This is a genomic window from Pseudomonas sp. KH_024_B2, from assembly GCF_057839965.1.
Genome location: NZ_CM174502.1, coordinates 5,041,571 through 5,063,717, shown reverse-complemented (window position 1 = coordinate 5,063,717; position 22,147 = coordinate 5,041,571). Strand labels below are relative to the sequence as shown.

General features: G+C 55.4%; 17 protein-coding genes and 4 tRNA genes. 10 read left to right on the top strand and 11 right to left on the bottom strand.

What is annotated here, in order from left to right:
• Positions 1-2: 2 nt before the first annotated feature.
• The 3 genes from AC3I0A_RS23500 to AC3I0A_RS23490 form a co-directional block, all read right to left on the bottom strand.
• Entirely contained in the window at positions 3-1,592 is a 1,590-nt protein-coding gene (locus AC3I0A_RS23500; RefSeq protein WP_489374958.1) for a sensor histidine kinase, read from the bottom strand.
• Complete coding sequence (locus AC3I0A_RS23495; RefSeq protein ID WP_489374957.1) at positions 1,582-1,815, bottom strand: PP0621 family protein; 234 nt, start codon at positions 1,813-1,815, stop codon at positions 1,582-1,584. The genes AC3I0A_RS23500 and AC3I0A_RS23495 overlap by 11 nt, the downstream gene beginning before the upstream one ends.
• Before the next feature lie 123 nt (positions 1,816-1,938).
• A complete protein-coding gene (locus tag AC3I0A_RS23490) occupies positions 1,939-2,961 on the bottom strand; it encodes an outer membrane protein assembly factor BamD (protein WP_489374956.1) in 1,023 nt (340 codons plus the stop codon).
• A 151-nt stretch (positions 2,962-3,112) separates the two neighbouring features.
• Here AC3I0A_RS23490 and rluD point away from each other — a divergent pair, with 151 nt between their 5' ends.
• The 7 genes from rluD to AC3I0A_RS23455 all read left to right on the top strand — a co-directional run bounded on the left by rluD (position 3,113) and on the right by AC3I0A_RS23455 (position 8,209).
• Entirely contained in the window at positions 3,113-4,075 is a 963-nt protein-coding gene (gene rluD, locus AC3I0A_RS23485) for a 23S rRNA pseudouridine(1911/1915/1917) synthase RluD (RefSeq protein WP_150641101.1), read from the top strand.
• The gene (gene pgeF, locus AC3I0A_RS23480) at positions 4,072-4,797 is read left to right on the top strand and encodes a peptidoglycan editing factor PgeF (RefSeq protein ID WP_489374955.1); all 726 of its coding nucleotides are present in this window, start codon (positions 4,072-4,074) and stop codon (positions 4,795-4,797) included. Before rluD ends, pgeF begins: the two co-directional genes overlap by 4 nt.
• Positions 4,798-4,929: 132 nt before the next feature.
• Positions 4,930-7,494, top strand: a complete 2,565-nt coding sequence (gene clpB / locus AC3I0A_RS23475) for an ATP-dependent chaperone ClpB (RefSeq protein ID WP_489374954.1) — start codon at positions 4,930-4,932, stop codon at positions 7,492-7,494.
• A gap of 301 nt (positions 7,495-7,795) precedes the next feature.
• Positions 7,796-7,871: transfer RNA gene (locus tag AC3I0A_RS23470), tRNA-Asn, on the top strand.
• A gap of 9 nt (positions 7,872-7,880) precedes the next feature.
• Positions 7,881-7,957, top strand: a tRNA-Pro gene (locus AC3I0A_RS23465).
• 5 nt (positions 7,958-7,962) lie between these two features.
• Positions 7,963-8,038: transfer RNA gene (locus tag AC3I0A_RS23460), tRNA-Lys, on the top strand.
• 94 nt (positions 8,039-8,132) lie between these two features.
• Positions 8,133-8,209 (top strand) — tRNA-Pro (locus AC3I0A_RS23455).
• Positions 8,210-8,418: 209 nt separating this feature from the next.
• On the opposite strand, the gene AC3I0A_RS23450 is transcribed toward AC3I0A_RS23455, so the two are convergent.
• From AC3I0A_RS23450 to AC3I0A_RS23430, 5 genes are all read right to left on the bottom strand, one after another.
• Positions 8,419-9,123, bottom strand: coding sequence for a methyl-accepting chemotaxis protein (locus AC3I0A_RS23450; protein WP_489378586.1), 705 nt, complete (start codon positions 9,121-9,123; stop codon positions 8,419-8,421).
• Positions 9,124-9,420: 297 nt separating this feature from the next.
• Positions 9,421-9,993 (bottom strand): DUF2589 domain-containing protein, encoded by a 573-nt coding sequence (locus AC3I0A_RS23445; RefSeq protein WP_489374953.1) that lies wholly within the window; start codon positions 9,991-9,993, stop codon positions 9,421-9,423.
• A 91-nt stretch (positions 9,994-10,084) separates the two neighbouring features.
• On the bottom strand, positions 10,085-10,732 hold the full coding sequence (locus tag AC3I0A_RS23440) for a DUF2589 domain-containing protein (protein WP_489374952.1): 648 nt from the start codon (positions 10,730-10,732) through the stop codon (positions 10,085-10,087).
• Positions 10,733-11,018: 286 nt separating this feature from the next.
• A complete protein-coding gene (locus tag AC3I0A_RS23435) occupies positions 11,019-11,477 on the bottom strand; it encodes a hypothetical protein (protein ID WP_489374951.1) in 459 nt (152 codons plus the stop codon).
• A 332-nt stretch (positions 11,478-11,809) separates the two neighbouring features.
• Complete coding sequence (locus AC3I0A_RS23430; protein ID WP_489374950.1) at positions 11,810-12,607, bottom strand: alpha/beta fold hydrolase; 798 nt, start codon at positions 12,605-12,607, stop codon at positions 11,810-11,812.
• Between the two features lie 443 nt (positions 12,608-13,050).
• Here AC3I0A_RS23430 and AC3I0A_RS23425 point away from each other — a divergent pair, with 443 nt between their 5' ends.
• Together AC3I0A_RS23425 and AC3I0A_RS23420 are read left to right on the top strand one after the other, a co-directional pair.
• Complete coding sequence (locus AC3I0A_RS23425; protein WP_489374949.1) at positions 13,051-13,767, top strand: NYN domain-containing protein; 717 nt, start codon at positions 13,051-13,053, stop codon at positions 13,765-13,767.
• Positions 13,768-13,981: 214 nt separating this feature from the next.
• The gene (locus AC3I0A_RS23420; protein ID WP_489374948.1) at positions 13,982-14,833 is read left to right on the top strand and encodes a hypothetical protein; all 852 of its coding nucleotides are present in this window, start codon (positions 13,982-13,984) and stop codon (positions 14,831-14,833) included.
• On the opposite strand, the gene AC3I0A_RS23415 is transcribed toward AC3I0A_RS23420, so the two are convergent.
• The 3 genes from AC3I0A_RS23415 to AC3I0A_RS23405 form a co-directional block, all read right to left on the bottom strand.
• Positions 14,805-15,998 (bottom strand): Arm DNA-binding domain-containing protein, encoded by a 1,194-nt coding sequence (locus AC3I0A_RS23415; RefSeq protein ID WP_489374947.1) that lies wholly within the window; start codon positions 15,996-15,998, stop codon positions 14,805-14,807. The two genes, AC3I0A_RS23420 and AC3I0A_RS23415, sit on opposite strands and share 29 nt — an antisense overlap.
• 464 nt (positions 15,999-16,462) lie before the next feature.
• On the bottom strand, positions 16,463-16,828 hold the full coding sequence (locus AC3I0A_RS23410; RefSeq protein ID WP_489374946.1) for a hypothetical protein: 366 nt from the start codon (positions 16,826-16,828) through the stop codon (positions 16,463-16,465).
• 2,029 nt (positions 16,829-18,857) lie between these two features.
• Positions 18,858-19,787: a hypothetical protein gene (locus AC3I0A_RS23405; protein WP_489374945.1), complete on the bottom strand. Its 930-nt coding sequence runs from the start codon at positions 19,785-19,787 to the stop codon at positions 18,858-18,860.
• 1,163 nt (positions 19,788-20,950) lie between these two features.
• Between AC3I0A_RS23405 and AC3I0A_RS23400 the strand changes: the two genes are divergently transcribed.
• Complete coding sequence (locus AC3I0A_RS23400; protein ID WP_489378585.1) at positions 20,951-22,123, top strand: DUF2252 domain-containing protein; 1,173 nt, start codon at positions 20,951-20,953, stop codon at positions 22,121-22,123.
• Positions 22,124-22,147 lie beyond the last annotated feature (24 nt).

The window sequence follows — 22,147 nt, the reverse complement described above, 5'->3', positions numbered from 1 at the left end:
GTTCAACACTGTTTCCGTCCGTGAGCAAAGGTGATGCAAAAACAACCGCCGCCTTGGCGTGATTTGAAGTCTAGGCGGGCCTGGTTGCTTTCGCACAGCTCACGGGACAGATAGAGACCCAGGCCAGTGCCCTGGCTTTCGGTGGTGAAGAAGGGTTCGAACAAATGCGGCAGTTGCTCATCGGCCACACCGGGGCCGTTATCCAGCACTTCCAGGGTCGGTAGCTCTCTATCGGGTTCGATAAACAGCTTCAGCCAGACCGTGGCGGTTTCGTGAGCCTGAGCGCTATGGCGCAAAGCATTTTGCAGCAAGTTGTTCAGCACCTGGGTCAGTTGATCCGGGTCCATCAGGGTGTCGAAAGAGCCCGTACCGATCTCCAGATGAATCTGTTGCTTATCAGCAACGCCGCTGCGCGCGTCACTGACAAAATGCTCCAGCCACGGCTTCAGATCGAGTCGTTGCGGCTCGGTTTGCTGGCGGCGAGACAGTTGCAGAACGTTTTCTATCACCCGATTCATTCGTTGGGAGTGGTCTTGAATAATCTGTGTCAGACGTCGATCGGCGCTGATCAGTTCCTCGGATTCGTTCAACAGCTGTGCGGCATGGCTGATAGCGCCCAGCGGATTGCGGATTTCATGGGCGATCCCGGCGGTCAGGCGGCCGAGGGCGGCCAGTTTGAGTTGCTGGGCTTGTTGGGTGACTTGCGCGATGTCTTCGAGAAACACCAGCGTCTGGCGCTGTGGGTCCAGGCCCAGCGCGATGAAGCTCGGTTGTAGCACCAAACCGTTGCCTGCGACTTTCAGGCTGTGCGGCCGCAAGGTGGGATTGTTGAGCCACAGCTGCAGGCGTTCGACCAATTGCGGCGAACAGATATCGATCAATTGGCCACTCAGGCTTTCCTGGCCCAAAAGGCTCAATGCGCCCTGATTGGCCAGCAGGATTCGGCGTTGACTGTCGAGCACCAGAATGCCGGTGCGCATGCGTTGCAGAATCAGCGCGTTAAGGGTTTCAAGGCTGGTGACTTCGCTGGCACGCTGCTGCGACAGCATCTCGCTGACTTCCAGCAGGCGGGTCAATCCCTGCACCAGCAGCGCGGCAGCGAAGCACAGGACGCCAAGAGCGCCGGCCTGCAAGTAATAGTTGGCGAGCGTCGGGCGGCTGAGGTTCAGGTAAAAGGTCAGGGAAATGATACCGATGGACGCGACCGCAGCAATCACCAGGCCGATGCGCCCACGCAATAACACGTTGCTGATGGCCACCGAGGCAATCAGCAGGTTGCCAATAGCACTTGGCGCTCCGCCGGCGGCATAAAACAAGCCTGAAAGCAGCACGACGTCAGCCAATGCCAGGCTGAAGACTTCAGCGGGCCTTTTGGGGTTGTCCAGGAGGACAACCGCCAGAATATTCAGAATCAGATACACCCAGCTGCCGGCGCGAAACAACTCGCCGTTCGCGAGCTCCAGTAGCTGGCTGTCCATGTTGCTGGAAATCAGCAACACCAGGGTGATGCCGATACTTAAACGGTAGAGGTGATAGAGCCGCAGCAATCGCCGGGCTTGTTTGCCGCCGGGACTCAGGGTCTCAGCGGTCACGTGAACCCGGGCCTTGTTCCAGGTGGGCCTGGCTGCAATACCATTGTTGTTGAAGGCTTAGCGCCCGGTCACGGGGCAAATGTACGCCACAGTGGGCGCAGCGAACCATGGGCGGCGCGTTTTGCTCGCTGGGCGTATGGGGCACGGAAGCAGAGCGCTGGAATTTACGCCAGAGCCATACCGCGGCGGCAATCAGAGCGATCCAGAACAGTAAACGAAGCATGGTGATCAGCTATTCGACGGATAATCTGGCAGTTTAGCCAAGGACATGGCAGGCGCACAGCGCAATAAAACGCCGCAATAAAAAGGGAGACTCGAAAGTCTCCCTTTTGGCACCACGCTGACGTCAGTCGAACACGCCAAAGGTCATGCGGCTGAACCACGAACGGTCGCTGTCGTTACCTTGCGCCTCGGGTTGTTCTTCTTCGACCGCATCGCCGTTTTCATCTTTAGGCTTGAGTTCGGCCGGGATCGCGTCCTTGGCATCCTGGAACTGCCTCTGCACGTCCTGGTTGGCGCGGGTTTCGCCCGGCGGCAGCGGTGGACGGGATTCGATCAGGCCCAGGGTCGCCTTGCTCAGCCATGAACGGTTGTCTGCTTCGGCAACCCGCGGCACGAACTGACCGTCCACCAGCGTCGGGTGGTTCGGGTAGTTGAGTTTCAGGGTTTCCAGGCTGGAGTTGGCCAGTTCGTCCAGGTGCAGGCGCTGGTAGGACTCGACCATCACCGCCAGGCCGTCACCGACTGCAGGGGTTTCCTGGAAGTTTTCCACCACATAACGACCACGGTTGGCAGCAGCTACATAGGCCTGACGGGTCAGGTAGTAGTCGGCCACGTGGATTTCGTAGGCCGCCAGCAGGTTGCGCAGATAAATCATGCGCTGCTTGGCGTCCGGCGCGTAGCGGCTGTTCGGGTAGCGACTGGTGAGCTGGGCGAACTCGTTGTAGGAGTCACGAGCGGCACCCGGGTCACGCTTGGTCATGTCCAGCGGCAGGAAGCGCGCCAACAGGCCGACGTCCTGGTCAAAGGAGGTCAGACCCTTGAGGTAATACGCATAATCCACGTTCGGGTGCTGCGGGTGCAGGCGAATGAAACGCTCGGCGGCGGACTTGGCGGCCTCTGGCTCGGCATTCTTGTAGTTGGCGTAGATGAGCTCGAGTTGAGCCTGATCGGCGTAGCGACCGAACGGATAACGCGACTCCAGGGCCTTCAGCTTGGCTGTGGCGCTGGTGTAGCTATTATTGTCCAGGTCGGTCTGAGCCTGCTGGTACAGCTCGACCTCGCTCAGGTTTTCGTCGACGACTTCCTTCGATGAGCAAGCAGCAGTCAGTGCGAGGATGGCGATCAGCAGCAGGTGTTTCACTTGCATGGCGGCTTGCGTCCCTATGACGGCCGCTGTCTTGGGCGGGGCCGTCCTGTTATGATGAGCACCCCGTTGAAAAGCCTCGGGGCAAAAGACGCCGTATTTAACCACAAGCGCGCAGCCGAAACCAAAGGCTGTGCCGACGCCTAGTCTGAGCATGTCCGATAAAATTGAACTTCGCGCAGAGGTGCCGTCCGAATTGGGCGGCCAACGCCTCGATCAAGTCGCCGCACAATTATTCGCTGAGCACTCGCGCTCGCGCCTTTCCGCCTGGATCAAAGACGGCCGCCTGACTGTGGATGGAGCGGTTATCCGCCCGCGAGACATAGTCCATGGTGGCGCCATTCTTGAGCTGACTGCCGAGCAGGAAGCCCAAGGAGAATGGATCGCTCAAGACATCAAGCTCGATATCGTCTACGAAGACGACGACATCCTGGTGATCAACAAACCTGCGGGTCTGGTGGTACACCCGGCGGCCGGTCATGCTGACGGCACCTTGCTCAACGCCTTGCTGCATCACGTGCCGGACATCATCAATGTGCCGCGTGCGGGTATCGTGCACCGTCTCGACAAGGACACCACCGGTTTGATGGTGGTGGCCAAGACGATTCAGGCACAGACCCAGCTGGTGACTCAATTGCAGAGCCGCAGTGTCAGCCGGATCTACGAGTGCATCGTGATCGGTGTGGTCACCGCCGGCGGCAAGATCAACGCGCCGATCGGTCGTCATGGCCAGCAACGTCAGCGCATGGCGGTGATGGAAGGCGGCAAGCAGGCGGTCAGTCATTACCGCGTGCTCGAGCGTTTCCGCTCCCACACTCACGTGCGGGTCAAGCTGGAAACCGGTCGTACGCACCAGATTCGTGTGCACATGGCTCACATCAACTACCCGTTGGTCGGAGATCCTGCCTACGGCGGACGTTTCCGAATTCCGCCGGCAGCCAGTCTGACCATGGTCGAATCGCTGAAGACTTTCCCGCGTCAGGCTCTGCACGCGCGTTTCCTCGAGCTGGATCATCCGACGACCGGGAAGCGCATGAGCTGGGAATCGCCGCTGCCGGATGACTTCGTCTGGTTGCTGTCGCTGCTCAAGCAGGACCGTGAGGCGTTCATCGGATGACCAGCTGGCTGATTCCTGACTGGCCTGCGCCGGCCGGGGTGAAAGCCTGCGTCACCACCCGTGCGGGCGGCGTCAGTCTGGCGCCGTTCGACAGCCTCAACCTTGGCGACCATGTCGAAGACAGCCCTGAGGCTGTTGCCGAGAATCGCCGTCGTCTGACCGAGCGCTTTGCTATTCGGCCGGCCTGGTTGCAGCAAGTTCACGGCATTGCCGTAGCTCATGCCGATCCCGGTCTGGTCGCGACCGCCGACGCCAGTTGGTCGGCGACGCCGGGTGTTGCCTGCACGGTCATGACGGCGGACTGCCTGCCTGCGCTGTTCTGTGACCGCGCCGGTACTCGTGTCGCAGCGGCCCATGCCGGTTGGCGCGGGTTGGCGGCCGGGGTGCTTGAGGCCACGCTGGGCAGTCTTGCCGTGCCGCCTTGCGAGGTGCTGGTCTGGCTGGGCCCGGCCATCGGTCCGCAAGCGTTTGAAGTCGGTCCGGAAGTCCGTGAAGCGTTTGTTCAGCATCTTGCGCAAGCGGCGCAAGCCTTTGTGCCAAGTCGTAACGCCGGGCGCTTTATGGCGGACATTTATAAGCTGGCGCGCCTGCGTCTGGCTGCGTGCGGTGTAACAGCCGTCTATGGCGGCGGTTTCTGCACTGTGACCGATCCGCGCTTCTATTCTTACCGCCGCAGTCCGCGCACCGGTCGGTTTGCCTCTCTCATCTGGCTTGAACGCTAGACTCTTCTGATCTGCATCAACTCTGCATTGCTTGAATCTTCCAGAATCGACCTCATCTACTGAGGTATCTGGCAGGTTTTCTTCATTAAGGTGTGTCCATCGCTCCGGCCTGCCCAACTAGGAAGGTGACTCATGCGTATAGACCGTTTAACCAGCAAGTTACAGTTGGCTTTATCCGATGCTCAGTCTCTGGCGGTCGGCCTCGATCATCCGGCTATTGAACCCGCGCACTTGATGCAAGCGCTGCTTGAACAGCAGGGCGGCTCGATCAAGCCGTTGCTGATGCAAGTGGGCTTTGACATCAACAGCCTGCGCAAAGAGTTGAGCAAAGAGCTCGACCGTTTGCCGAAAATCCAGAACCCTACCGGCGACGTCAACATGTCGCAGGATCTGGCGCGCCTGCTCAATCAGGCGGATCGCCTGGCGCAGCAAAAAGGCGATCAGTTCATTTCCAGTGAGCTGGTTTTGCTCGCGGCGATGGATGAGGGCAGCAAGCTCGGCAAGTTGCTGCTCGGTCAGGGCGTCAGCAAAAAAGCGCTGGAGAATGCGATCAACAACCTGCGTGGCGGCGAAGCGGTCAATGACCCCAACCACGAGGAGTCGCGCCAGGCCCTGGATAAATACACCATCGACCTGACCAAACGCGCCGAAGAAGGCAAGCTTGACCCGGTGATCGGCCGTGACGACGAAATTCGCCGGACTATCCAGGTGCTGCAACGCCGCACCAAGAACAACCCGGTGCTGATCGGCGAGCCTGGCGTGGGTAAAACCGCCATCGCCGAAGGGCTGGCTCAACGGATCATCAACGGCGAAGTGCCGGACGGCTTGAAAGGCAAGCGTCTGCTCTCGCTGGACATGGGCGCGCTGATCGCCGGTGCCAAGTACCGCGGTGAGTTCGAAGAGCGCCTCAAGTCGTTGCTCAATGAGCTGTCGAAGCAGGAAGGGCAGATCATCCTGTTCATCGACGAACTGCACACCATGGTCGGTGCCGGTAAGGCCGAAGGCTCGATGGATGCTGGCAATATGCTCAAGCCGGCTCTGGCGCGAGGCGAGTTGCATTGCGTTGGCGCGACCACGCTCAACGAGTACCGCCAATACATAGAGAAGGACGCGGCACTCGAACGGCGTTTCCAGAAGGTCCTGGTAGACGAGCCGAGCGAAGAGGACACCATTGCGATCCTGCGCGGCTTGAAAGAGCGTTATGAGGTCCACCACAAGGTGGCGATCACCGACGGTGCAATCATCGCAGCGGCCAAGCTGAGTCATCGCTACATTACCGATCGTCAGTTGCCGGACAAGGCTATCGACCTGATCGACGAAGCGGCCAGCCGCATTCGTATGGAAATCGACTCCAAGCCGGAAGTGCTGGATCGGCTGGAGCGGCGCTTGATTCAACTGAAGGTTGAAGCCCAGGCCCTGAAGAAAGAAGACGACGAAGCTGCGATCAAACGCCTGGAGAAGTTGCAGGAAGAAATTGCCCGGCACGAGCGTGAGTATTCGGATCTGGAAGAAATCTGGGCCTCGGAAAAAGCCGAAGTGCAGGGTTCGGCGCAGATTCAGCAAAAAATCGAACAGTCCCGTCAGGAGCTGGAAGCTGCCCGCCGCAAAGGCGACCTCAACCGCATGGCCGAGTTGCAATACGGGGTGATCCCGGACCTGGAGCGCAGCCTGCAGATGGTCGATCAGCACGGCAAAAGCGAAAACCAGTTGCTGCGCAGCAAGGTGACTGAAGAAGAGATCGCCGAAGTCGTTTCGAAGTGGACCGGTATTCCAGTGTCGAAAATGCTCGAAGGCGAGCGCGACAAGCTGTTGAAGATGGAAAGCCTGTTGCACCAGCGTGTGATCGGTCAGGACGAGGCGGTGATAGCGGTAGCCAATGCGGTGCGGCGTTCCCGTGCCGGACTGTCCGATCCGAATCGCCCAAGCGGCTCGTTCATGTTCCTGGGCCCTACCGGTGTGGGTAAAACCGAGCTGTGCAAGGCGCTGGCCGAATTCCTCTTTGATACTGAAGAGGCCATGGTGCGGATCGACATGTCCGAATTCATGGAGAAACACTCCGTGGCGCGTCTGATCGGTGCTCCGCCGGGCTACGTGGGCTACGAGGAGGGCGGTTACCTGACGGAGGCGGTGCGTCGCAAGCCTTACTCGGTGATCCTCCTGGACGAGGTCGAGAAGGCCCACCCGGACGTGTTCAACGTGCTGTTGCAAGTCCTGGAAGATGGCCGATTGACTGACAGTCACGGGCGGACTGTGGATTTCCGTAATACGGTGATCGTGATGACCTCCAACCTGGGCTCGGTGCAGATCCAGGAATTGGTCGGTGATCGTGAAGCGCAGCGGGCTGCGGTGATGGATGCGGTGTCTAGCCACTTCCGTCCGGAGTTCATCAACCGGATCGATGAAGTGGTGATCTTCGAGCCTTTGGCCCGGGATCAGATTGCCGGCATCACTGAAATTCAGCTGGGCCGTTTGCGTATCCGTCTGGCTGAGCGCGATCTGAAACTGGAGCTGAGCAGCGAGGCGCTGGATAAGTTGATCGCGGTAGGTTACGACCCGGTCTACGGCGCGCGGCCGCTCAAACGAGCGATCCAGCGCTGGATCGAGAACCCGTTGGCGCAGCTGATCCTTGCGGGGCGTTTCATGCCCGGGGCCATCGTGAAGGGGACTGTGGAAAACGACGAAATCGTTTTCGCCTGATCGTTCGCTACGTCCCTCATAGAGGAGGCCTCGCACTGCGAGGCCTTTTTTTTGCGATAGGGCGTTGAACTGTAAGGCAAAGGCTTGTAAAGTGCGCCCCGCAGTATGTCAGCCCAAGGGTTTCTTCTCCCCAAGGAGAAATCTTGAAACAAGCGCAAATCATTGTCTTAAAAGCAATTTAAAGGGTTGACAGGGGTTTTTAAGATTGTAGAATAGCGCGCCTCAGACACACGAACGCAGCGATGCGAACATGTAGAAGAGAGTGAAGTACGTAGCAAATGTTGTAATTGAAATGTGTAGTTCCGTGATAGCTCAGTCGGTAGAGCAAATGACTGTTAATCATTGGGTCCCAGGTTCGAGTCCTGGTCACGGAGCCAATTTCAAACCGGGGTATAGCGCAGTCCGGTAGCGCGCCTGCTTTGGGAGCAGGATGTCAGGAGTTCGAATCCCCTTACCCCGACCATTTTTGGGTCGTTAGCTCAGTTGGTAGAGCAGTTGGCTTTTAACCAATTGGTCGTAGGTTCGAATCCCACACGACCCACCATTTTTGAAACCAGCTCGCTGGGATTAAATCTTAAGATCCAAGGCCAAAAGCCTGGATCGCAGAAGGCGCCTTTCAAGAGGTGCCTTTTTTTTACCGGGGTATAGCGCAGTCCGGTAGCGCGCCTGCTTTGGGAGCAGGATGTCAGGAGTTCGAATCCCCTTACCCCGACCATATTAAAAATCCTCGTATCGAAAGATACGGGGATTTTTTTTGCCTGCGTGAAAAGCTAAGACACCCTGCTGGTGCCGCGCTCGGTCTTGATCGTTCCCACGCTCTGCGTGGGAATGCAGCCCGTGACGCTCCGCGTCATGGACGCAGAGCGTCCGGTGAGGCATTCCCACGCGGGAGCGTGGGAACGATCAGGCGATCAGGCGAGGGAGTCAAACCCGGAAGTGGCTGACCATCATCTGCAACTGGTTGCCCAGTCGCGCCAATTCAACGCTCGATGCCGCGGTTTCGTCGCTGGCGGCGGCGGTCTGTTCGGACACGTCACGCACGTTGATGATGCTGCGGCTGATCTCTTCGGCCACGGCACTTTGCTGCTCGGCAGCTGCGGCGATCTGTTGGTTCATCGACTGGATGTTCGACACAGTGCGAGTGATGTTTCCCAATGAGGTGCCGGCCTTGCGGGTCAGCTCGACGCTGCTGTCGGTCAGGCTACGGCTGTTGTTCATCACTGCGGCCACTTGCTTGGTACCGTTGTGCAAACCGGCGACCAGCCCTTCGATTTCCTCGGTGGACTTTTGCGTGCGCTGAGCCAGGCCACGGACTTCGTCGGCGACCACCGCGAAACCACGACCGGCTTCACCGGCGCGAGCCGCTTCGATGGCTGCGTTGAGCGCCAGCAGGTTGGTTTGTTCGGCCACGGCTTTGATCACGTCCATGACGCTGCCGATCTTGTCGCTTTCCTGTTGCAGCACGGTCATGGCGGCGGTGGAACGCTCGACTTCAGTGGCCAGGCGTTCGATCTGGGCGATGGCTTCGGCAACCACTTTGTCACCTTCGCGGGCTTGGCCGTCGGCATCTGCAGCGGCTTGCGAGGCTTGCTCGGCGTTGCGCGCGACTTCCTGCACGGTGGCGGTCATTTCGTGCATGGCAGTGGCGACCTGGTCGGTCTCGATTTTCTGGCTGTTGACTCCAGCGCTGGTTTCTTCGGTGACGGCCGACAGCTCTTCGGCAGCGCTGGCGATCTGCGTGACGCCATCGCGAATGCCGCTGATCAGATCGCGCAAGGTCACGCCCATGCGCGCAATGGTTATTCGAACCCTCTCGTCCCTTTAAGCCGTCATCCACTACTTGAAAGGCCATACCAGCGTGTATTGCCCGGTAGAAACCACCCGATACGCCTGCGGTGCACTGGCTCAGGCTTTGCCTGTTAGCGCTCACGGAGCGGTGAGCGTGGTCGGTTCTGATGTTTGATCGACCTGAGGTGCCGAAGGTGGGGGGCGGCGAAGAGGGGAGATCAGGTTGGTGTATTCCTCGATCAGGCGCTGAATGCCTTCTGGTGGTTCGCATGCTTTGAACTCCATGCTGATTTGCACTTCATCCGGGTCTCTATCATTGGTCGCTCGTTTCTCTTTGCAGAAGGTAACGAAGAACCGCTCACTCTGCAGCTCGCCATTCTCCAGGTCATGACTGGCCTTCTCTTGCTCGGTGCCGTGCATCTTGACTGACAGATCGATCTTCATGGCCTCCAGCATCAACCCTTTGGGGGCCACCAGCGCAATCAACGGGACGCTCATGCTGTGCTGTTCGTCGAGCTGCACCTCGACCATCTTGGCCTTCATCGGTGTGCCCAACTCGTCGATGTCGTAGTCGAAAAACTGATCGAACAGCTTGATGTACTGTTGCGCAATGAGGTTTTGGGTAGCGGCTGCCGCTTGTTGCAGGCCACGGGTAATGTGGCTTAGATCGCTGGCGGACATGGGTTCCTTGCGGGCAGAGAAAAATGCCATGCGGGCGAGCTCCAGAGGGTGTTGGCAGATGCCCCGCCTTTTGGGGTGGGGCAGTTTTTACGGGATGGGGACAGATTCCAGATGTTCGTGGTTACGGGGCTGGAGCTGCGGCCTTGTCTGGCAGCGGTAGTACCCCGGTTTCCGGCATGTTCGAGGTGTCATCCAGTGCTGCCTGGGGCAAGGTGACGGGCTTGACGGCAGCATCCGTCAAAAAGTCGATCACTCGCATCAGTGCTTCGGGAGGCGGTTGGCGCATCACTTTGGTACTGATGGCGTAGCGCGCCCGGGTGTCGGTTTTACGGGTCTGGGACGAGCTGTGGCTGACCGAGCCCTTGACGCTGACTTTAAACGGCCCCCAACCCAGCGATGCATCAAATCCGGCCTCAGCGCTGGTGGTACTGGTGTCCTCGGCCATTTGGCTGATGTTCAGCTCGAAGTCGATCGTGCCTTCTTCGATGGAAATATTTGGATGCGTAATGGCCGCAAGGAGCGGGATGCGCATTTTCTTGCTGACAGTACCTTGATAGACGCCTTTGTCGTCGACCATGGTTTCGTCGTAATCGAACTGTACCGAAACGGCCTTGCCGTCCTGGATGCAGACGCCCAACAGGAAGTCGGCATAGGACTTGCTCGCCTGTACCTGTGCCTGAATCATTGCTTGCAGAGGACCAGAGATCATCCGGTCCAGAGGAAGAGAGTTTATTACTGCGCCGATGAGGCCGTTGTCTATTGCTGCCATTATCAAGATCCTTCTTGTTTGTGAAATACTTGGGCCGATTTATTCAGCGGCTCTGTAGGTGATTTGATTCGTTTGAGGGTGTTGCAATAGTTGGTTTGTTAGTTTGTTTCTGTAAGTTGGATTGTTATATCTGAATATAAGATCGGTTGTATAGGGTTGACCTTGGTGTTTGTCGAGTAATGTGTTTCCGGTCATGAAGAGTTAGGCTTGGTCAAGCCTGGTGTGGGTCGTGCATGTACAAGTAAAGTTGCTGTTGTGACGTGGGCAGTATGCGTGGAAACTGAGACTAACAAGGCCGGGTCAGCATCAGGCTGACCATGTACATCGCTCTTCCGTCAGCGGGTGTTGCATAATCCGGCAGACTGCGCCAGTCAACCCAAAGGCAGATAGCGGTCATCGGGGTTTTGTCATGAACACCGACTACCCTGGGAGCAAAATCATGGCGGTAAAGCGCTTGGGTCGTTTTTCGCGTTGTCGTGCTGTGAGCCTCGCCCAACGTGGTTGAAAGCAATGCTGGAAGTTCATTCATCGGCACCGTGAATCGGTGCGACGGGCCTGCCGTGTCGAAATGGCCGGCATCGCGGGTATTTTTCCAAAGTTGTTGCCACTGATAGGTTGTCGCCGTTTTGCTCAAGGTCTTGCCATAAATCTGTAGTGTGGCAGGGGAAAGGTTTTCGGTATCAAGTGCATAAGCAGGTGGGATTCCCAGCACGAGGCTGACAATCAATAAACGAAATAGCATCATGGAACTCCTTTGTCATAGTCGAAGCCCAGGTAGGCGTTATGGGAAAACGGGTGTCGGGTCTGATGGGGTTAAATATGACGTGTTGGGGGTATGTCTACAGTATGTTTTTGATTTTATATGTTTGTAAATTTTTACTGGATAAATCGTCTGTAACATACGAAGGTTGAAATGGTTTTATTATAATTCGGATTTTATACCCGTTCTCCTGAATAACTCTGCGGGAGACCTGCATTCAATATGAAAACGGCACCTGATGAAGGTGCCGTTCTTTACCTGTGGCTAAACGCGGTTCTGTCGTTAAGTGATTGGTGACTATCGGCCTGAGAGAAGGCTCAGCTCCGTTCGATAAATCGTGCAATGACCGCATTGACGATGTCTGGATGCGTAACGGGCCCCATGTGGCCGAGCCCTTCAAATTCTACAAGCTCGACGTTAGGGAGAGCGCCGGCCAGTAACCGCGCCACCCCAAGTGACGACGACGGCGAGAGCTTGCCTGTCATGTAGAGCACTGGGAGGTCGAGCGAGCGAAAAACCTGCAGCGACGTCGGCTCGGTTAACAAGGCGTGGGCCCAGCCCCGCACATTTGCCACCGCGGCGGCGATAGGTTGCTTGCGTTGTTCCGGCGTCCGCTTCCAGGTCGCGGACCCCATCCAATAGTCAATGAATCGCTCGGCGGCGGCGTCCTGGTTACCTGCATCGAGGGCACGCCCGGCGTCGGCCACTACCTCACGGATTCCGTCCGCCTCGTTGGGTGGAGGCATTTCAGTGTCAAGGAGCGCAAACAGCGTTGGTTCATACACCGCGATGGCGCGCACCCGGTCGGGGTTCAGCAATGCTGCAATCAGTGCGACTGCGCCACCGTAAGAATGGCCAACCAGTGTCAGCGGTGTGCCCGCTCTGGCGAGAACCGGCTCTGCGAGGGCAACTTCGTCGCTGAGGGTGACGATCCGATCGGATGGCCATGCCGGGCTCTTGCCGGCGCCATAGGAATCGGGAGCCAGTACGTGAAAGCGCGGAGCCAGGCGCTCCAACAGCCCCCGCCACTGCGCCGAGCTGCTCGCGTTGGCGTGAAAACACACCACTCCAGGGCCCGCGCCCGACTCCTGGAAAAAGGGTTCGATGAGTTCCATGCATGCCTCCTGAAGGAGGGGGATTGGGAACAGGCCATTTGGTGTCTGCCTGATCACTCAACCAGAAACCGTGGCGTGTCCCGGAATTATTTGCCTGATCGGAAAAACAGGACAGCGTTATTTATTTTGGGCGATCAAGAACTTGAATTCAGCTGCGATCCGAAATTTCCTACACGGGGCGGCGGTTGACGGAGAAGTCGGGTATGGCCTAAAGTCCGCTCAACAGCTCAGTACAGCGCGTAGGCAATCGTTAGAACCTGCCCAGCAGTCCTGGGCTTTTTTTTGCCCAAGGAAAACCCTATGAAGCGAACAGCCGTCCTCATAGATGGGGGATTCTTCTTTCAGCGGGTTATGTTTTTCACCCGGAAATACTTTGCCGACGATCTGTTGCTCAGCGCTCAGCGCTCAGCGCTGAGCAGCTTGGGCAGATCATCAAAAAAATTGTGAAGCTTCACATCGAGGATGAGCGTTCGGCCAGCCGGGAGCTTTACCGCGTCTACTATTATGATTGCCCTCCACCCTCGAATCAGGTTCGCTTGCCGATTATCCCGGCGGGACATAAAACCTCAGGGCACATGAATTTCAATTCGCACCCTCCCTACCAGCTTCGGCGCGACTTGCACGATCAGCTTCGGTCCAGTCGCAAGACCGCTCTGCGTCTAGGGGAGTTGGCTAAAAATGGGGAATGGCAGCTCAACACCCATTCGCTCAAGACTCTCATCAACGGGCAAAAGACCTGGGACGACCTCACAAATGATGACTTCCATTACAGGATTGAGCAAAAAACCGTTGATACCAAACTTGGTATGGACATAACCACGCTGGCGCTGGACAAGCTGGTCGATGTAATTGTTCTGGTTGCGGGAGATTCAGACTTTGTTCCAGCAGCAAAACTGGCCAGGATGAAGGGCATCGACTTTGTGCTTGATCCCATGTGGGCCAATACCACTGGAAGCCTAAGCGAGCATGTGGACGGGCTGCGATCCTTTGATCTGGTGCGCATTATCCGCGACCTGACAGGTGCTGCCTTGGCCAAACAACCGGAATGGTGGGCGGAGCGGGGAGGTGCTGTTGCCCAGCAGGCGGATAATGTGGGAATCGCAATATCAGGGAATTTTGACGCAGTTCCGGGGCTAAGGGCAGCAGCCGAGATTGGCTAGAGCTATAGGCAAGTTGCCAATACGCAGCCAAAACGATGTGGCCAGATACAACAAAGCCCGCACAAGGCGGGCTTCGTTGATGCTTCGTTTGGTGGGCCGGGGGGATTTGAACCCCCGTCTAGTTCCCGTATTGCTTGGCTCACAGCATCGGAGCTGTCATTTTGCTGTCATTGTTCATTATGCTCTGTAGACGATATAGGAGATGGACAGGCGTATGGCGAGTAAAGACAAGAAGCAAAAAGTACAAACGCCACGGGAGGGGATGTGCGGGCTTCTAAATGTTCACGGAAAATTTGCCAAGTCCCATCTCATTCCCCGAGCTTTGACTGGAGCACAGACGCCAGGTGAGCGATTTATAGAAACGGGAAGGGGGACCAGGCCTATTCGTAGATTTACGAGTTGGTACGACCATCAGCTTGTCATAGCTGCGGGTGAAAAAATACTTTCAGAGATTGATGACGCTGGAATTGCCGAGCTGAGGAAGCATCGTCTAGTTTGGAGCGGCTGGGAAGGTAAAAAAAGACTTCATATCAAAGAGTTTATAGTTGCGCCAGATCCAACTTCAGGTGTCGGTATGCGTAGCATTAAGGGTGTAGATGCTCGCAGCCTCCGTCTTTTCTTTCTAAGCCTATTATGGCGCGCGCTAAAAACCAAGATAAAAGAGTTTGGTTATCTTCCAAATCTCGGAATCGACTTGGACCTACTCGGTCAGCATCTAATCAAGAAAGACTCCGGCGATCCAGCATATCTGCCGGTGGCAATTTTGCAGATTTCCACTATGGGCTTTACCCACAACCATTCACCAACCGTGCAGGAACTTGTCATCCCTGACGAAGACGGTAATGAAGCCGTTTATCAGTTTTATCGATTTTATATGCAGGGAGTTATTGCGCATATATATCCAATGGACTGTGCAAAGTTATACTCTAGCTCGACGCCCATGTTTGTTGGTGGCGATGAAAATCTAGTGGTTATCACTCATAAGTTTGAAAACTCCAGACAGCTTGCTGAGGCGACAGACTCAATAGTTGAAGCGGTTACGCTTTGGCCCCAAGCGAACCCTTAACGGCAGTCTGCTCCAGTAATTGATCCTTCCACATTGTTTCTGCGCGGGTGCCGGCCGCACTGTCTGCCGCCGGCATCCACCTGCCATAAACCCGAGCAATCATTGTCCAGTCCGTATGCCCCATCTGCTTGGCCACCCACATCGGATGCTCGCCGGCGGAAAGCATCATCGAGGCGTAGGTGTGCCTGGTCTGGTACGGCCGCCGGTATCGAACACCAGCCTTCTTCATCGCCGGCACCCACATCGTTTTCCTGATTGGCCCGTCGCCGGCCCAGCGCTCGAGTGTGCGAGGGTTCTGGAAGACTTCGGCGTCAGCCAAGAATGTGTGGAGCTTCTGGGCTTTTAGTGCTTCCAGGGCGGGTCTGAGTAGCTTCACGCTACGGCGCCCGGCGGTGGTTTTTGTGGTCTCGGCTTTACCGCGTGCGGCCTGGGTCATCGCCCGGCTAATCATCACTTCCTCGCGCAGCCAGTCGATATCGCCCCAGTCCAGCGCCACCAGTTCGCTGGTGCGCAGGCCAGTCCACAGCGCGAACTGCATCATATTGCGGGCCTGGCCGGAGAGGGCGCTCAGCACCTCTTGCTGCTCTTCGGGACTGAACGGGTCGACGTCATCCTCTTTCAGCGGCGCGGCTTTGCGGGAGTACGTCCAGCCGGCAAGAGGATTCAACTCAATCAACTCCTCCTCGGTCGCATCATTGAGCGCGGATCGTAGGCAGCTCTGGATATTGCTCAGGGTTTTGTTGCTCACCTTTAGGGTGTCGAGCCAGTCGCGTACCGCCTTTCGCTTCAGTTCGACCATCATCGTATCTCCCAAAGCGGGAATCAGGCGCAGCGTGACTAGCTTCCGGTAGCCATGAAAGGTGCTGCTTGCAATGTGCTTCTGCTTACCATCAAGCCACCTAGTCAGAAACCCGTTCACGGTTTCGCGGGAGGCCTCGGGCGCGAACTTCGCCGCCCGGGCAGATCCCGGGAACGTCACCGAGTAGTCGAAGGTGCCGATCGATATCGCATGCTCGATCGCCGCTTTGTGCTGCTCAGCCTTCTTCAAATTAGTGGCGGTGGGCTTGAGCGTGATCCGCTCGCGGCACCTGACGCCCCGATACATGAACGTGATTTCGACACTCGTATCGGAGACTGCCCGAACTCCCCTCCCGCCTCTACCCATGACTCATATCCTTCCACATCAATTAACGTCCTGCCATCCGGGGCCTTGATCCATATTTCTCCGAGTCGCCAGATCCCGTCGCGGATCTTTGAGCGAATCGCATCCTCGGTGTAGCCAGACTCGCTGGCGAATTTCCTGATGGTGACATAGCGCATATGTCGTCATTCCTGACCCTTCAGATTCATGATTGACCCCTGCGTGGAGGGCTCATCGATTTGCTGTTCCTCATGACTAGCATTGTTTGGTGCATCACTACGATCTCCTCGGAATATGTGGCTAGGTTAGCGAGGAAAAATCGGGTTGAGTTTCGTTTTCAAGCGCTAAAAGCGTCTGAAAAAATGTTGGCAAGATCCCTGCCAAGGGGCGATTTTTCATAAGTCTGTGTTCTCGGGTAGTGGGGTGAAACGTTGCTGGTCGGGCAACAAAAAATGGAGGTTCTTCTCCGTCGATTGAGATGAGTACAGTTAAATTCGATACATCTTTTGCTGCTCAAAAACGAGCCGATTCATTAGGCATAAAGGGATGGTGTACCCTTGAATACGGGCTATAAAAATATTGCCCGTATTTAGAACCATTACGCAGGGCATGCCACGGCGGAAGCGCAGACTTTTCCCAGGATAGTTGCGAAAAATAATTTCCCAGTAATCATCGTTGTAGTAAATGCCGAGGATTTCCGACCAGAGAGTTTTAACGTCGGCGCTAATTATTCCCTCCGAAGTCAGACATAAATTTCCCACCTGGTTCTCCTGTTCAGTAAGTACCGCGTAGATGCGGCCGTTGGGAGCGATTGGCGGGAAGTAGCGATTGTTGCCGAGATGGCGGAATTCCAATGTGTTTCTCCATATGTTTAAGGTCGCATACCACCCTATGTCAGCTCTGGAAAAACCCAAGATGGAGGTGCAGTTGGGATTTCTGAGCAATGGCGCAGTATCAGCTCATGAAGAACGAGCCGAGGTGCGACATGCGACACTCCATGGTTACTTGCCAATGCTGTGGAAACACGATGGTCCCAAGAACTAGTTACACACGTTGTTTCTGGGGATACACCCCTTCGTCGAACCACTGCCCCTTTTGTCTCAGTGAAAACTGGCATCAGGGCAACCCTGGGTTGGGAGCTCGCTTGTTTGCATTGCTTGGCCTAGCCCTAGGAATTCTGGCCTGCGTGTTGGTAGGGGCTTTCTTGTTTAAAGTGCAGTGGTGGTTGGGAATTGAGGGGCAATACCCATTACTGTCCATTGGTACCTGTGTAGTGTCGGTTTGCGCCGGGTATCTCTTCTACAACTGGTTTGTGGATTGTTGATTCCGCAGAGCTAAAGCGTTTGCGTGTATCAACGATTTCCGGAGCTGAACAGATGCTCGGTCGACTGCTGAGGCTAATTCGCCGGATATCAGCCTCGTGTCTGATTTCATTCTCGGGAGGCTGCCTGGAAGGCCGCTGGAGGCGTTTTTTCTGTGATGTGGCTGTTGGTGTATTATTTAGCGCTCCGCGAGCACTACAGCGCTTCTAGCGATATGACAACAGACCAAAGAGCTAGCAGATGAGTCGCTAGGAGGGGCCAATTGGTCACAGAGGCCCACAAGCGCTCCGAAGTGTCTGATCCTTATGCGAATCTACGCCCATCATTCCAGCCACCACAGCCGCGTGCTGTCTTCAAGACTCAGTCGGTATCATTTTTTTTGTCGAGGCGATCCGCAATTATGTAGGCCACTGCAGCAGCTATAGCAAGTGTGCCAAGCACCCCGACTACCGAGTAAAAAAGTAGCTCAATCGAGTTCATGGTGTTTTTCTCCTGACTGCAAATTTGCGGTGGAATCAGCTTCTCACTCTCAGTGTAAATCCCAAGGATTTAACCCTCTCCAATGCGCCCTCCCCGCAGTTCAGATCCGGATCTATCCCATTCACCCCTTACATCCGCTTCGCGACACGGTTTTCTCATAAACAGACTCACACCTCATAGCTTGCTTATGGGAGTCTGACCATTCACTTCCCATAGGGAAAAGCTAGTTTTTCTGTATCGAAGGTGAGCGTCGGAGGTGAGTGGCTGGAAGCCCCGGATTTAAAGGGCTCCAGCCATTCACCTCCGATGCTGGTAACGAGGATGGCCAAGGCGGTGAGTACCGGAGGTGAGCGTCGGAGGTGAGTGCCAGAGGTGAGTGGCTGGAAGCCCCGGATTTAAAGGGCTCCAGCCACTCACCTCCGATGCTGGTAACGAGGATGGCCAAGGTGGTGAGTACCGGAGGTGAGCGTCGGAGGTGAGTGCCGGAGGTGAGTGGCTGGAAGCCCCGGATTTAAAGGGCTCCAGCCACTCACCTCCGATGCTGGTAACGAGGATGGCCAAGGCGGTGAGTACCGGAGGTGAGCGTCGGAGGTGAGTGCCAGAGGTGAGTGGCTGGAAGCCCCGGATTTAAACGGCTCCAGCCATTCACCTCCTGACTTCGGTAAGGGGTGAATGGTCGAATGGGTATCCGGGCAGGCAAGCACCAAAATCCCAGGCAATAAGGACTCCAAACTATTTATGCGTAGAGACAACGATGTATGGATGGGCGCTGATTGGCGCTCGATTTGCCCATGGCCACTGGCCGCAGGATGATCGTTTTGACCAGTTATTGATGATCGCGACGGGCCGGAGTTGGCCGATTTCTGCCTGTCGCCACCGTCAGCTTTGGGTCGCCGCTCCCTTCGCCTGTGGCGACCGGCAGAGAGCTGCCAATATCAGCAGCTCAACACCAACGAAATCGTGCGCGATTCAGTCCACTTGGCTCTACCTTTTGGCGGGTTTGTAGTGGGTAGTTTTCCCTCTGTCAAAAGGGGCAGATAAAAATCAACACAGAAAAACCGTGACCAGTCCCTGAAGTTTTCTATTTAACATTTATCTCACCTTGCCCCTTAAGCAACTGACGAATTTTATAATCCCATCGGCCGTCATGAATAATTCTATCGTGCTCGTATTCACCATTTATGATTTCATCTTTACTCAAAGACGAGAGCTCTTCCCAGTCATGACCGAAGACATATGTAGCGTTATTTAGATGTATGCTTTCTAGGAAATATGCCTTTTTCTTGGCGAATCCATATACAAAATACCCTGAATAGCCGCCTCGACCAGTTGCCAAAAAATCCGGCTCATATTGAGAAAGGAGCCTCATACGATGCTCGATTACACCTTTTGCAGAAGGAGTTAATCGTTGAAGATGTGGCTCAACGTACCCTTTGGCTTCATTCCATGGATACTTACCTGGCGGCAGTACTTCCCACTGAAGCTGGCGAATAGGTACGTTGGCAATTTTGTGGTCTGCGATATCAAATATTTTGAAGTAACCAAAGCATTCGAGGAGTAGATTTGCCAAGTGCAAAACAGCACTTTCGCCATCTGTATCAAAATCAATTTCGCGAGTTGTGAGATACAACTCACCATCTATGTTTTTTAGGATAATTCGTTCAATTGGTGCATGGATAAAATCTATAGGGTAAACATCCATGATCCGATGCTGTACACCAGAGTGTTCTTGACCATGCCAGTCCTTCCAAGTCCGATATGTTGGTATTGCCTTTTTTATCATGGGGAGATCTCTTCTTTTAATCTCCTTCCCGCTTATATTGAAATCACTTACTTTCCCTGCGTTACTAGGGAGAGCTGCATCGCCATCTCGCCCAAGCTTATCCAAACCTAATTTACGAAGATTGTCGTCGGCTATATTTTTAGCATCGACAACAAAATATACTTTCCTTGCACCTCTAGCTTCTGCGTAAATACGGGCTACACTTTTTATAACCTTTGCTTCAATCATAACTAGTCCCTGTGTGATCTCTGAGGTAGAGTCATGACGCTATCACTAGGCTGCTAATAATATCAACGACTATCCTCATCTACGTATGAGTCGTTTTGCTTCAGCAGGGTATTTCGAAAAACTTTAAACCGATAACTACAGATGTAGCGGGATCGCTTTCGACCGTTTTTATGTTTTACGGCTATCCTGAATAACCGCCTTGATTTCGTAGACGCTGAGTGACTGCTTTTGGCCGATTGCGGTCATTCAAATTCCCCTCCTGATGGGCAATTGTGCCTCATTCCTCATTCCAGAGCTGACGACTCACCTTGAGCATGACTAGCATCAACCGATAGCTAATGCGGCGGCCGACACCCGTAACGATTTCAGCAAGAAGAACATGGGCACATTTAGCAAGTCGCCCATTGACGTACCGCGCGACCATGACAACTTCGACCCGAGAACTGTCGGGAAGCACCAGTCCCGCTGGACAGGGTTCAAGGGCCAGAGCCTTTCGCTGTAGGCCCGTGAAGCACACGCCTCACGCCGATTACGAGTATTACAGCGCTCCAGATTCGAGCTGCTACGCTTGTGATAATAGCCTTCGTCGCTTGCCATGATGCTGGCGCAAGGGTTGTTCGCAATGGCGATTTAGGCCCGCTGAACAATGAGTAACCTCATCCAGTAAACACTGAGCCTAAGTGCTGATCGAGCAGAAATCTCTGCGCCATTCCAGCGAGGAGAGAGGCTGATTCAGTACGCCTATAGCCAGGTGTAACTGCACTACAGCCAAGGGGCTTGCCGGTGAGGTGAAGAATGGGACTCTGCGATCTCGGGCAAGTACTGGTTTTTTTACCTGTGACTCTGTGGGCTGATGGAGCCGGCGCGAGAACCGGTCTGGCGCACAAGCGAGTTCGACTTCGTTGAGCAAAGGAGTGGAAATGTCTCCCAGCAAAGAAAAGTCTGCCAAAGGTACGACAAAAACAGCGAAAGCCACGGGGGACGAGCCAGCCTTTCGCTCGCGCAAAGAACGCCTGATCGCGGGTGAGCAATTACGCCAGAGCGTGCCACATTCGGTTCACTCGGTATGGAAACCACCGCGCAAGCACCGTGACCCTATCGATCTCCTTGAAGAGTCCAACCGGTATCGACTCCCCATTCTGGTGCCTGTGCGCTATGGGCGCATGTTGCGCAGTCCATTCACCTTTTTGCGCGGCTCTGCGGGGTTGATGGCTCATGACTTGGCCACTATCGCGAACACCGGCATTCGGGTACAGGCGTGCGGGGATTGCCACCTCTTGAACTTTGGACTGTTTGCGACGCCCGAACGTAATCTGATTTTTGACATTAACGATTTCGATGAAACGCTTCCTGCCCCTTGGGAATGGGATGTCAAACGTCTGGCAATCAGTTTTGCCGTGGCCGCACGGGATAACCGTCTCAGCGACAAGGACGCCCGGGCTGTCGCCGTCGAATGTGTTCGTGCTTACCGTGAGTGCCTGCGCAAATTTTCGAAGCTGAGTCCGCTGGAGGTCTGGTATGACCATTTGGATGCCCAAACGATCGTTGATATGGCCCCCAATGCCAAAGACAAAAAACGTCGGGAACAGGTGGTTGCAAAGGCAAAGATGCGGGTCGGCGATTACCTTTATCCCATGATCAGTAGCGTAGTCGCAGGTCGACGGCGCCTGATCGATCAGCCCCCCATACTGTTTCACCTTCATGAAAAAGCCCTTGAGCAGCGCGCTCAAATGGCGCTGCAAGATTATCGATTGTCGCTGCCCCATGAACGGCGTGTGCTCTTCGATCGTTACCGACTCGAAGACGTTGCCGTCAAGGCGGTCGGGATCGGCAGCGTCGGCACATATTGTTTTATCGGCCTGTTCTTTTCCGCGGAAAACCATCCTCTACTCCTGCAATTCAAGGAAGCCTGTCCCTCTGTACTGGCACCTTATGCGGGCAAGAGCGTCTACGAAAATCAAGGTCAGCGCGTCGTCACCGGGCAGCGGCTGATGCAGTCCTCCAGCGACATTTTTTTGGGCTGGACGCAAGGCAAAAAAGGCCGACATTTCTTCGTACGTCAGTTACGGGACATGAAAATGTCCGCGCCTATCGAAGGCGCATCGACCGCACAAATGACGTTGTACGCCGAGTTGTGCGGTCTTACCTTGGCCCGAGCCCATGCCAAATCCGGGGATGCGGCGCTCATTAGTGGCTATTTGGGCAAATCGGACTCCTTCGACCAGGCCATCGGCAAATTTGCCCTAACGTATGCGGATCAAAATGCGAAAGACCATGCGGCGCTGGTGGCCGCAGAGAAATCAGGGCGGATCAAAGCGCTGAGAGAAGAAGACTGATGAAGCCGATCCAGTGTGTTGCCT